Raw genomic sequence first — 13,577 nt, 5'->3', positions numbered from 1 at the left:
AATAATATTAGTAGTTTTTATCACAATGACTTTAAACTTATTAGTTTATTGGCTTAATATAATCTTTACTTATTTTATTGATTTATTTTTATCATATTATTGTTTTGAATCTTGGCTTTACTTAATCCAAGATATTAATGTGGTTCTATGCTTTACCTACTCATAAAGCTGAGTTCTTAAAGCTATAAATGATTTAAGAAGAAAAAAGCAAACAAACAATCTGAAAAACAATAAATACCTAACTTGCTCTTAAAAACTTCTTAAACTTTTTAAGCCCCTTCTAAATATTTTGTCCAAATTTTGGATACTGTTTTGGAGATAACATTATTTTTATTCGAAAACAAATAAAAAAATTAAACTTCAAGCTTAGACATAGATTTCATTCTGTCATCCGTCCTAGGAAGTAAAAATTCATACGAGACAATTTTGTTGATTATTTTAAAAATATTTTCTTGATAAGCTCAAATATAAAGCAAATAGTAAAAATCGTAAGAATACTTACAATAGCTAATATGTACAAATTATTAGATTTAATTTAACAGCAAATCACTCTCCGCACAGAAACGGATGTAATATTTATAACCTATACATCAAGATTATTTTAAATTGACTACAACGTTCGAGATCACTGTTAACTACCCCATGTTTGGGATAACATTTTTTCAAGCTATGAATCGAATCGTTTTTATGCCTCGGTTAACCGCCGGGGTTTTATTTCTTAAAATCCTATTACGAAGTAAAATTAAAAAAAAGATCGAATTTAGCAAAAATATTTTTCTCGATCCTAAATTATAATCAGCAAAGCTTATTAATAGTTATTAGTGCCTACCGGTTAGGTATTTGTAAAAATTTAATCGGGTATTATTAATCACATTTATCTGTTTTCCTCAATTGTAATCATCAGAGGTATTAAGTAAATAAGTAATGAGTAAGTAAGTAAGCAGGTAAGAAGCTTACTCTGTTTACTCACTACTAAAATGTTCCGAGTTCAAAGAGGAATAAAACAGTAGTATAGGTACAAGTAATACTTTTTATCCATTTCCTTAAAACTCATCAATAAATCTACCTAATCTCTTCAAGATAATCAACGATCGTGGTTCTACACTAACCGGTTTATCATCAATGTAACGTTTTCCACGCCTGACAAATCGCTGTTTAGTGGTATCGACAATAGTCACCCATTCCCATTCTTGTAACCACTTGGGAATATTAAATTCCAGCATTTCATAATGGGCGTTAAAACATATAAGAAAATGTTCATCAATGATACGTTCGCCGCGAGGACCAGGGGAAGCTATTTCCTCTCCGTTAAGATAAATTGCGATCGCTTTAGCAAAACCACTATTCCATTGTTCTTGGGTCATTTCACCCCCATCGGGGTTGTACCAACCAATATCGCGAACTGATGAACCGCGAATAGCTCGACCCAAAAACCATTTCCGACGTCGAAATACTGGATGTCGGCGACGAAAATCAATCAGTTGTCTAGTAAAATCTAAGAGTGCTTCATTTTCTTCTTGTAAATCCCAATCCAGCCAAGAAATTTCGTTGTCTTGACAATAGGGATTGTTGTTTCCCTTTTGGGTCCGACCCATTTCATCTCCCATTAGTAACATGGGTACTCCCTGGGAAAGCATTAAACTTGTGAGAAAATTACGCCGTTGCTTCTTGCGTAAATTTAATATTTCTGGCTTATCTGTCTCACCTTCAGCACCACAATTCCACGAACGGTTATGGCTTTCACCATCTCGGTTGTCTTCACCGTTAGCATTGTTATGTTTTTCGTTATAACTGACTAGGTCATTGAGGGTAAAACCATCATGAGCCGTAATAAAGTTAATACTCGCGCTCGGACTACGTCCATTTAATTGATATAAATCGGAGCTACCCGTAAATCTGTAAGCAAATTCAGCTAAACTACTATCTTCACCCCGCCAAAAGTCACGTACGGTGTCCCGGTACTTACCATTCCACTCCGACCATAGCAAAGGAAATTCACCAACTTGATAGCCGCCTTCACCTACATCCCAAGGCTCAGCAATTAACTTCACATCTGCTAAAACTGGATCCTGGTGAATGATATCAAAGAATGCTGCTAACTTGTCTACAGCATATAATTCCCGCGCCAAAGCCGAAGCTAAATCAAACCGGAAACCATCTACGTGCATTTCCAATACCCAATAACGCAAGCTATCCATAATTAACTTGAGTACTTGGGGGTCGCGGACGTTAAGAGAATTACCACAACCGGTAAAATCCATATAGTAACGGCGATCGCCATCTACCAAACGGTAATAAGAAGCATTATCAATACCACGCAGGGATACAGTCGGTCCCATGTGGTTACCTTCACCGGTATGGTTATAGACCACATCCAAAATTACTTCAATTCCGGCTTTGTGCAGCGCCTTAACCATCTGCTTAAATTCTTTGACCTGTTGTCCCAAAGAACTACTTGCACTGTAACCAGAATAGGGGGCAAAATAACACATCGAGTCATAGCCCCAGTAATTTTTTAAGCCCTTATCAATTAAATGCCCTGGATAGGATAGAAAATGATGAATAGGCATTAATTCCACCGCCGTCACACCTAAGGACTGGAGATGGGAAATCGCCGCTGGGTGTGCTAATCCTGCATAGGTACCCCGTAACCTCGGGGGAATTTCCGGATGCAATTTAGTAAAACCTTTAACATGCATCTCGTAGATAATTGTTTCGTATTCGGGGGTTTGTAAGAGTTTATCTCCTTCCCAGTCAAAAGACTCGTCTACGACTACTCCTTTCGGGATTAAATGAGCATCATTAAGATCGGAAAATCCTAAATCTTCATTAGGGTCATCCCAGCGATAACCAAAAATTTCTTCACCAAATTGGATATCCCCATCAACAGCCCTCGCATAGGGGTCAATTAGTAGTTTGTTGGGATTAAAGCGATGTCCTTCGTGGGGCGCAAACGGACCGTGAACTCGAAATCCATAACGCTGTCCCGGACCAATTGAAGGTACATAAGCGTGCCAAACAAAGTTACTGACTTCCCTTAATGCTAACCTGCTTTCTCTTCCTTGTTTGTCGAACAAGCATAATTCTACAGCTGTTGCATGTTCGGAAAAGAGGGCAAAGTTTGTGCCTTGACCATCCCAAGTTGCACCTAAAGGATAAGGCTTTCCAGGCCAAAGTGATAAAAACATCTGAAAAATACTCGAAATATGAGATTTAGTTGAAATCTAGAAACTAAAAACTTTAGAAACCAAGGACTTTAGAGAACAAGAATTTTAGGAACCAAGAACTTTAGAAACTAAAAACTTTAGAAACCAAGAACTTTAAAACTAAATCGCAGTAAAATTTCATTACAAAAATTCACCTTTACATCAATCACTTATCATATCAGGGCTGTTATCCCAAAGCCCATAAATTTAACATTGAATGACACGAATTACCTAAAACTACACTCAAATTTTAATAAAATATTTTCCTGATGTCCGTCAGAATTGACACTAATACTGCCTCAACAAGCAAAAATATGATTAATAAATTGATTATTTAAGTTTGTAGTTGCGCTTTAGCGCTCTTTAGAAAAAATTATTAGATAAAAATCTAACGAACGACAAAATCATTTGCGGAATTTGTAGTTGCACTTTTTATTTGAAAAAACATTGTAGAGACGTAGCAATGCTACGTCTCTACCAACCAATTCAGGTATCTTGCCTTATGGAGTAATACACCAACAGATACTATGCAATCAGTTTTCTTGATTCTTCTTGATGGGAAGAACCATTCCAAAATGGTTTGGAATTGACTATAACCGGAATATCTGCAGTTATGCGAACTTCTTCACCTTGGTGATAAATAACTAGTTCTGAACCTTGCTCCAGCAAATAACTTGCCGAATTTTCCTCCATATGGATCCGTAAAACTCGATCACCCACCTTCAGAGAAAAACGTAGGTTCTTCATATCTTGGGGTAACCTGGGATTAAAAGATAAAGTACCATTATCATCTCGCATTCCAGCGATACCATAAATCATCAACATCCAAGAACCACCCATCGCAGCCATATGGCAACCATCTTTCACGTTACCACCAAGATCGTTGAGATCCATGAACATTCCACGGTAAAAATATTGCCAAGCTTTTTCTAAATATCCCATTTCAAAAGCCATGACACCTTGAATTGAAGCAGAAAGGGAAGAGTCACCGGTGGTTAACGGGTCGTAGTAATCGAAATTACTTTTTTTCAATTCTGGAGAAAATTCCGAACCCAATAAAAACATCGCTAACACTAGATCGGCTTGCTTAATTACTTGATGGCGGTAAATAACTAAAGGATGATAATGCAGCAATAAAGGATATTTATGAGCGGGAGTATTTTCAAAATCCCAAACTTTCTTATTGAGGAAATCATCATCTTGGGGATTAATACCCATCTCCTCAGCAAAAGGAATGTACATTTTAGCTGCTGCTTGTTTCCATTCCTCAACCTCAGACATATCCAAGTTGGTGCTATCCAATAAAGATGCGAAGCGATCAGGATAATCTTGAAATATTGATTCGATGGTTTGAGCTGCATACTGCAAATTTTGCCGCGCCATCATATTAGTGTAGATATTATTATTGACGACAGCAGTATACTCATCTGGTCCAGTTACACCATGAATGTGGAAAGAATCACCTTCAAAAAATCCTAGATCAACCCACATTCTGGCGGTTTCCACCAACATTTCCGCACCTTCGCGATACAGGAAGCTCTCATCTCCTGTTACTTCAACATATTTCTTCAGAGCATAGATAATATCAGCATTGATGTGGTACTGGGCTGTTCCAGCTGGGTAATAAGCTGATGCTTCCTCGCCGTTAATAGTTCTCCAAGGAAATAATGCACCTTTAAGATTTAAGTCTCGAGCGCGTTTTCTTGCTTCATCCAACATTGAATAGCGGAACTTGAGCAAGTTTTTCGCAGAACGCGGTGCAGTATAGATTAAAAATGGTAGTAAATATATTTCAGTATCCCAAAAATATTGTCCTTCGTACGCCTGACCGCTTAGACCCTTCGCAGGAATACCAGTTCCTTCTGCTCTTGCTGAAGCTTGAAGAACATGAAATAAGTTAAAGCGAATTGCTTGCTGTAGTTCTGTTGTTCGTTGATAAGCTTCTACAGAGTCCGAGCTACCCTCTATTAAAATATCACTCTGATGCCAGAAATCGTCTAAATATTGCTTTTGAGTCGATAAAATACTAGACCAACCAAGGAATACTGCTCTATTCAAAGTTCTTTCGACTCGAGAGCATAACTCATTAGGAATATCGCTATCAGAAGTATGGTAACTAATATATTTTATAACCTTAATTGGTACCCCTGCCCGAGCATCAACAGAAATAGAAACCTTACCAAAATCTTGAGCGCATTCGCTGTTGTATTCGTAGGGACAATCCGTCTCAATGTCATGTTCTATCCCACAAGCAAGGTTAATTTTACTGTTGCGGGTCGTGTGGCTGAGGACGATTCTACGGTCTTTAGAATAATAAATTTGTGGAATTAAAACTTGACCTTTAAAACCCTTTGCTCTGCGGGGGTCACCATCATTTGATTGGTTGCAAGGGTCATTACGCATTTCCGAACAAATAACCACAGAGGCGTTTGCGTTCAGAACTTTTACTTCGTAAGCAATTGTCGCTAAATGCTTGTACTTATATGAAACCAATCTAGTTGATTTAATTGAAACCTGCTTCCCGGATGCTGTTTCCCAGAGTAATTCCCGTTCGAAAGTACCGGTTTTCATGTCCAAGCTACGTTGGAAAGCAAGCAAATTAGCTACAGGTAAATAAAAGCATTCATCATCCACATACAGCTTAATGATTTTGCTATCTGTAACATTAACGATAGTCTGTCCGGTTTTGGCAAAACCATAAGCTTCTTCACCGTAAACTATAGGCCATTTTTCATAGAACCCATTGATAAAAGTACCATTTTCAAATACAGGTTTCCCTTCTTCGCTAACCCCTCGCATACCCAAATAGCCATTACTAACGGAAAACATAGTTTCCATCTGAGCAAGAAAACGAGGATAGTATTGCTTCTCTACTATCCGCCAAGGATCGACAGGATAGACATGCTTGGGAAGATTAACAGGTTCTCGTCGGGACATATATAAATCTCTAACCTCTATAGCGTCAACATTTTTTATTTTTAGACAGTCTTAACAAGCAAAAATGATACCTACTTAATTTTGTTGGAGAAGTCGTTTGAAAAGTATTCACAGCAAGCAAATCTCTGCCAACCTAATTTGAATATCAAGTGGATTTCAAGTTCAAAGCTCAAAACTCAAAATTTCAAACCCAAAGACTAAAACCTGAAAAAACTAGGCTCTTACGTAGTAGACATAGATTTATAACTTTAAAGCAATAACTCCCCATCAAACCCTTACATTCCCGTAATTGCTAAAACTTACAAACTGATTTGCCGTGCAGTAATTTATCAGAAAACTACTAAGAACAAAGTCAAAAGAACTGCGTCACAAATCAGAATTTGGACTGACACGCATCAGTCCAAAACAGCAATTTGAGCAAAGTTGTCCGACAAAAACCTAGGGGGTTAAGCAAGACGAATAACTATCGTGTATCTTGCATTAAATTAGAATAACACCCATAAACTTTAAATACAGCAGTATCAGTAAAAATACCTGTTTAAAATTATTTATAACTTAATTATTTAACTTTCACAATTGCCACAACTAAATTTTCATACATTACTTCTGGAAAATCATCCTATTTTTAATACAAATTAGTAACAGAAAACCGTGAAGAGATTGAAAAGTCAATGTAAATTCTATTTGTTGTATTATTTTTAACTTATTATAAGAATCGTTAACAAATGCTTCTGAAGTATAAAAAGATCAAAGAAAACAACGATTTATAACCAGAAGTACAAAAAGAACAAAGTGACTTTTACCTTTGCAAATCCTCTGGTTGCGGATATTTCTTTAAAAACATCTAAATAATTTATGTAAATTTTATGTAAGATTGTTAGCACTAAGTTTTATGTTATTTGTAGAAAATCAATCTACGTAGTTATTTCTGAGTTTTAATAGTTAATTGATGGTGAATTGGTAATGTAATGGAGAACTAGTAATTGCTTTTAAGACTCAGCGCAATGATAGGCGTAGGTTATTGTATTGTGTAAGCAATTGCGTAAGCGGTAATTAGGCTTTTGGTAATTGTTAACGGGAAATCGCTGGCAACTGAATAGTAAATAGATGAGTTATTGGGTATTTAATTATTTCGCTATTAGCATTATTGAACGAGCAATGATGCTTGACAAGATTTGCCCAAAAATCGTTTAAATCTCGTTACAGAATGTTGCTTTGTTTCAGAAAACTGGGACTTATATACATAAAATGCTTTATTTTCAGTTGAGGACTTAAAATTTCATGCTCTATGTACAAGCCTTTCCTGGAATTTTTAGAAGCGGAGCTTTTCAGGCAATTTGATTTGCAAAGCCGCTCTATTCCCCCTGGTCTGGAGCTTAATGTTAGCGAACGCGGCAGGCATCCGGCGACTATTCGCAGTTGGTGTTATCAATGTAGGGATTTAAGAAAAATCCGCTACACGTACATTGATGCGGGAAAAAGTGCCCAGATTTTTAATAGCGTAATTTATCCGAGTCATTGCTATGACTTACCGCTACTGGGAATAGATTTTTTATCTTTTGGCAGCGTAAAAAATCTAATTGTGTTGGACTTCCAACCTTTGTTTCAGGATGAAGTTTATCAGCAGAAATATATAGAGCCATTAAAACAGCTACATGAGAGATATCCCGATCTGTCACAGGATTTGGAAATGAAGTTTTATGATGCCAATCAATACTTCTCTAAGTTCCTGTTGTTTGCCAAAACAGATGCAGAAACTGTCGCAACAAGAGTTTTTACTGCTTTCCAGGATTATCTAAGCTTATACTGGAAAATGCTTGCCCAAGCTGAGCCCCTCACAGACCAGAAAGATATTGAGCGAATAATAAAGGCTCAAAAAGATTACGACCAATACAGCGCTGAACGCGACCCAGCTTCCGGTTTATTTAGCAGCTACTTTGGACATGAGTGGTCAGAACGCTTTCTTTATGAGTTCTTGTTTGAAGATGCTGTTCCTTTAGCGGTTGGTGCGGTGAAAGGATGACATTATATCAACCGTTTCTCGATTATGCGATCGACTACATGAAATCGCGATCGCAGTTGGATAGCTATCCAATTCCCCCAGGATTTGAATCTAAAGAAGCTATAACGGGTAAGGGTAAAAATCAGGTAACCGTTACGACTACAAGTTATGGCTTTCAAACTGCCAAATTAAGGCAAATTCGAGCAGCCCACGTTCAAGGTGGAAAAGCGCTACAGGTACTTAACTTCGTAATTTTCCCCCACTTGAATTATGATTTACCTTTTTTTGGGGCTGACTTAGTAACTTTACCTGGGGGACACTTAATCGCTCTAGATATGCAGCCCTTATTTAGAGATGAGGCAAAATATCAAGCAAAATATACCGAGCCGATTTTGCCAATTTTCCAAAGTTACGAGAAAGATTTACCTTGGGGTGGGGATTTCCCCGAAGAAGCAAGTCAATTCTTCTCCCCCGCTTTTCTCTGGACTCGTCCTTCTGATACGGCGATCGTAGAAAATCAGGTATTTGCAGCTTTTAAAGATTACCTCAAGGCTTATTTTGATTTTGTGGAATCAGCCGAACCTGTAGAAGATCCTCAACATCTAGAAGCCATCGAGCAAGCCCAACTACGATATTTACGTTATCGAGCGGAGAAAGACCCAGCAAGGGGAATGTTTAAGCGGTTCTACGGCGAAGAATGGACTGAGGAATATATCCACGGTTTTCTGTTTAATCTCGAAAGAGAATTGCTCAGCATTCATTAAATCTTTATTTGTTAAATCTTTATTAAGCCAATTAAATCGAATATCACGCTCATTCAAGCCCTTCTGACATTTTGCAGGAGGGCTTGTGTGGCGCTGGGCGCTACGCGCAAGTCATTAGCGCAAGCGCGTAAGCGTACCGGATCCGCAGGTAGCGCAGCTATAGGTTATGACGCTGTAGACACTGAAGTGTCTCACTTTATGAACGCGTCACACTGCGTTAATGCGTGTCCGTAGGACATAAGTCAAAATTCAAAAATATAGTGCTACGCACAAGTCAAAAGCTTATATGGCGGTTTCCATTTGAATCAAATACATTTTTGTAGAGACTTTGCATACAACGTCTCTACAAGATGTCATGCACTCAACCGAAAACCGATATCAATCATTACTTTGCTGGATTTCAATGTCAGAACTTATTGCATAGCGCTGTAAATGTTAAGAACTTATTTCTTAGCGCTCCTGCTAACATTCCTCTAATAGGTCGATATGATGCAGTCACAAGATCAGACAAGCGTCATTCTGGGAAAAGTTAATAGCTACAAGATATGAAGTTAGACACTAACAAAATTAAAACTTTATCTGGGAGTTAATAAGGGAAAGGGGAAACAAGAAAACAGAACTAAGAAAAACAGGTTTTAATTACCTCTACTTATACTCCTGAAAACCTAAACAGACATAATACTGAAGATACGCATGAAGTTTTGTAAATATTTACGATGGCGATGAAAATAAATCGTAATAAATAATGAACCAACACCATTGTATAAAGGTGAATTGTAGGGGTAAAGGTTGGTAAAAGCCTGGATTATTCAAGTTTTTCAGCAATACTAAACAAGATGAAGTTTTGTGAAAAAAAAACTCATCTGTCACCCTGGAAAGCTTAGACTTATACATTGATGTCTGTTGTTAGTTTGTAACTACTCAGGCAGCCTAGGACGAAAGTTCGACTTTTGGAAACAAAACAAATCTTAAGGAAGCAGTTAGGAGATAAAGGCAATGTTAGATGCATTCGCAAAAGTAGTTTCCCAAGCTGATGCAAGAGGTGAGTATCTAAGTAATGCTCAATTGGATGCTTTAAGCGCAATGGTTGCTGATGGCAACAAACGGATGGATGTAGTGAACCGCATTACCAGCAATGCGTCCACTATCGTTGCTAACGCAGCTCGTGCATTATTTGCTGAACAGCCCCAGTTAATTGCTCCTGGTGGTAACGCTTATACCAGTCGTCGTATGGCTGCTTGCTTGCGCGATATGGAAATCATCTTGCGTTATGTAACCTACGCAATCTTTTCTGGTGATGCTAGCGTATTAGACGATCGCTGCCTCAATGGTTTGCGTGAGACCTACCAAGCTTTAGGAACCCCTGGTTCTTCCGTAGCAGTTGGCGTTCAAAAAATGAAAGACGCAGCAGTTGCAATTGCAGGCGATCCCAGCGGTATCACCCAAGGTGATTGCAGCGCAATTATGTCAGAAGTTGCAAGCTACTTCGACCGTGCGGCTTCAGCTGTAGCATAAGTCTCCAAGGCTTTCAAGAAAGCCTTAAGGGGCTACTTGATTGCTGTCACTTGGACAAAAAAATAAGTTTCAAGTTTCAAATCAAAATTTTGTAAAAAGGGAGATACCAAACCAATGAAAACCCCCCTAACTGAAGCGGTAGCAGCCGCAGATTCTCAAGGTCGTTTTCTCAGCAGCACAGAAGTTCAAACAGCTTTTGGTCGTTTTCGCCAAGCTTCTGCAAGCTTACAAGCTGCAAAGAGTTTGACCTCTAATGCTTCACGTTTGGCAGAGGGCGCTGCACAAGCAGTTTATAATAAATTCCCCTACACCACCCAAATGCAGGGTCCTAACTATGCTTCCAGTCAAACTGGTAAAGCAAAGTGTGTACGTGACATCGGTTATTACTTGCGGATGATCACCTACTGCTTGGTTGTAGGTGGTACTGGTCCCATGGATGATTACCTAATCAGCGGTTTGGCAGAAATCAACAAGACTTTTGAACTGTCTCCCAGTTGGTATGTTGAAGCTCTCAAGTACATCAAGTCTAACCACGGTTTAAGTGGAGATCCTGCTGTAGAAGCTAACTCTTACATTGACTATGCTATCAATGTTCTGAGCTAGATTTAGATCTAACTCTAGCCCGGAAAAGTAAGCAGTTCTTGTGGTTTTTGATCTGAGAGTTGTTTACTTTTCCGGGCACTTTTGTTTTTATTGGTGGGTGGAATTGGTAATTGGTAATTGGTAATGGGTAATGGGTAAAAGCCCGCGCCTTACGGCGTTAGCATTAGCGAAGCATTAGCGAAGCGTGACGTTAGTCATAGCGTGACACGACAGTGTCATTGTGGTGATTGGTATTTAATTAACGAGCGCTGTGGTTGTACCCTCTAAGCTTATTGCTTGCTTTTGCTCTTTGAACTTATGCACTACCCAATAAAATTAGGACATTGGTAAATCCTGTTTTTCGTAGACGCGCTAAAAGCTATGAGTTATAAGATTTTTGTCGCCCTAAGGGCGCGGTCTGTTTTTACTTGCGCGTAGCGCCATACTAGTGTGGAATATTTTATGGCTATATTTAATAAATCTAAATTTTATTTTAAAAACCAAAAAACTAACAACGTATTAATAACTTGATAATTAATGAGTTATTGCTCTTAAAAACATGAAGATTTGAATCAAAAATTTAATAAGTTTGAAGATTTAAAAACAGATTTTTACCTTAATTACGAAGAAATGTGAAATAAATCTCATTCCTAACTTCTTGCTCCTTACTCATTACTTATTACTTCTTACTTCTAAAACAATGTCCTATTCAACCGAGGAAAATTCAAACTCTATATCAGCAACAAGTGAAACAATCCAAGGAGAATCTTTGACGGTCGAGCAAGCGATCGCAAATTTAAAAGGTTCAGATTTAGGATTGCGTTTTTATGCTGCTTGGTGGTTGGGAAGATTTAGGGTAAATGAAGGGGAAGCTGTAACAAGATTAATTACAGCATTAGAAGATGAGGACGATCGCACCCCAGAAGGTGGATATCCTTTACGTCGTAACGCAGCGCGAGCGTTGGGTAAAATTGGTGACGAGCAAGCTGTTAATCCTTTAATTGAGTCTTTGAAGTGTTCGGATTTTTATGTTAGGGAAGCAGCTGCTCAATCCTTGGAAATGTTAGGCGATCCAAATTCCGTTCCTCCTTTAGTGGAGTTATTAGAAAAAGGTTTAGAAAACAGTTCAACACAAGAGAACTTACACATAACAGATAACCTAAATGCAGTCATTGCGACGCCAGGAAGCAATCCCAACCCATTAGAAAGTCACAATGAGTTCATAAAGTCACCAGAAAAAAAATTAATTTCCGAACCAGATTTTAAAGAACCCTACGACGCCATCATCGAAGCCTTGGGAACTTTAGGTGCAACTCAGAAAATACCACTAATTAAACCGTTTTTAGAACATCCCATTCCCAGAATCCAATATGCTACCGCCCGAGCGATGTATCAATTAACGGGTGAAACAAGCTATGGAGAAATTTTAGTACGAGCTTTGGAAGTAGATGATTTGCAATTACGCCGAACTGCTTTGTCAGATCTAGGAGCAATTGGATATATGGGAGCAGCGGAAGCGATTTCCGAGACTTTGGCTGAGAACAGCTTAAAATTAATTTCTCTCAAAGGATTGTTAGAACGTGAAATTAAAGAAAATAGTACAGAAAAACTATCGGAGGATGCGATCGGAGTTATGAATTTGATGGATTCTCTACTTTAATGAGACGCCCCATTCCTCCCTTGGAAGAGGTTAGGAGGGGTTAGGTCGTTTCTACAAATCCTAAACACTAACGGGATAAAACACTAGTAATTAATTCTGACTTTTTACTTTTTACTTTTGAATTTTGAATTTTGACTTTTGACTTATTCTCCCATGCCCAATCCCCAATCCCCAGTCGCCAATCCCCAATCCCTAATCCGCGCTGTCGAAGAAGCAGATTCTTCGAGTAAGTTATTAGATGCGGTTGAAGAGTTATCAGCAGCTTGTTTACCTGAAGCAATTCCGATCTTGATTGCTGCTTTAGGTTACAACAACCCAGGTGCAGCAGTTGCAGCGGTTGATGGGTTAGTACAATTAGGAGAACCTGCAGTTAGACCATTACTGCAATTAATTGATGACCATAACTATACAGCAAGGGCGTGGGCAATTCGCGCATTGGCTGGAATTGGCGACCCTCGGGGACTTGATACTTTGTTAGATGCGGCAAAAAATGATTTTGCTTTGAGCGTGCGACGGGCTGCTGCTAGGGGTTTAGGTACGGTGAAGTGGGAGGAAATGGCGTCAGAAAAGTTAGTTTCGGCTCAAGAGTCGGCGTTGGAAGCGTTGTTAATTGTTTGTCAAGATCCGGAGTGGGTAGTGCGTTATGCTGCGGTGACGGGTTTGGAGAATTTAGCGAAAGCTGTAACGGAGACTGAGAATGGTTTTTATTCGAAGATTCTTGTGAAATTGGAGGAAATGGCTACAAAGGATGAGGAGATTGCTGTTTGTAGTCGGGTAAACTTGGCGAGGGAAAGAATTAGTCCTACAGACACGCTTCGCTAACAGTGGGTTTAAACTCAATACCCGTGAATGAAATGCTCAAGCTGCCTTTGGAACAATAATTTCTAAATCTTTTTTCAAATCTCTAATTT

General features: G+C 38.6%; 8 protein-coding genes. 6 read left to right on the top strand and 2 right to left on the bottom strand.

Annotation, left to right across the window (positions count from 1 at the left end):
• Positions 1-1,043 precede the first annotated feature (1,043 nt).
• Together glgX and BC008_RS06440 are read right to left on the bottom strand one after the other, a co-directional pair.
• Entirely contained in the window at positions 1,044-3,188 is a 2,145-nt protein-coding gene (gene glgX / locus BC008_RS06445; RefSeq protein WP_027843076.1) for a glycogen debranching protein GlgX, read from the bottom strand.
• 543 nt (positions 3,189-3,731) lie between these two features.
• A complete protein-coding gene (locus BC008_RS06440; protein ID WP_058183345.1) occupies positions 3,732-6,143 on the bottom strand; it encodes a glycoside hydrolase family 65 protein in 2,412 nt (803 codons plus the stop codon).
• Positions 6,144-7,431: 1,288 nt separating this feature from the next.
• On the opposite strand from BC008_RS06440, the gene BC008_RS06435 reads away from it, so the two are divergent.
• The 6 genes from BC008_RS06435 (at position 7,432) to BC008_RS06410 (ending at position 13,488) form a co-directional block, all read left to right on the top strand.
• Positions 7,432-8,166, top strand: a complete 735-nt coding sequence (locus BC008_RS06435) for a 15,16-dihydrobiliverdin:ferredoxin oxidoreductase (RefSeq protein WP_027843077.1) — start codon at positions 7,432-7,434, stop codon at positions 8,164-8,166.
• Positions 8,163-8,909, top strand: a complete 747-nt coding sequence (locus tag BC008_RS06430; protein WP_027843078.1) for a phycoerythrobilin:ferredoxin oxidoreductase — start codon at positions 8,163-8,165, stop codon at positions 8,907-8,909. The genes BC008_RS06435 and BC008_RS06430 overlap by 4 nt, the downstream gene beginning before the upstream one ends.
• Positions 8,910-9,905: 996 nt before the next feature.
• A complete protein-coding gene (locus BC008_RS06425; RefSeq protein WP_027843079.1) occupies positions 9,906-10,424 on the top strand; it encodes a phycocyanin subunit beta in 519 nt (172 codons plus the stop codon).
• 114 nt (positions 10,425-10,538) lie between these two features.
• Positions 10,539-11,027: a phycocyanin subunit alpha gene (gene cpcA / locus BC008_RS06420; protein ID WP_027843080.1), complete on the top strand. Its 489-nt coding sequence runs from the start codon at positions 10,539-10,541 to the stop codon at positions 11,025-11,027.
• 679 nt (positions 11,028-11,706) lie between these two features.
• Complete coding sequence (locus tag BC008_RS06415) at positions 11,707-12,666, top strand: HEAT repeat domain-containing protein (protein ID WP_058183346.1); 960 nt, start codon at positions 11,707-11,709, stop codon at positions 12,664-12,666.
• A 153-nt stretch (positions 12,667-12,819) separates the two neighbouring features.
• Entirely contained in the window at positions 12,820-13,488 is a 669-nt protein-coding gene (locus tag BC008_RS06410; protein ID WP_058183347.1) for a HEAT repeat domain-containing protein, read from the top strand.
• The last annotated feature ends 89 nt before the right edge of the window (positions 13,489-13,577 follow it).

The organism is Mastigocoleus testarum BC008 (genome assembly GCF_001456025.1).
Classification (GTDB): Bacteria; Cyanobacteriota; Cyanobacteriia; order Cyanobacteriales; family Nostocaceae; genus Mastigocoleus; species Mastigocoleus testarum.
The sequence above is the reverse complement of the archived record's forward strand: the minus strand, read 5'-3'. Positions and strand labels throughout refer to the sequence as shown.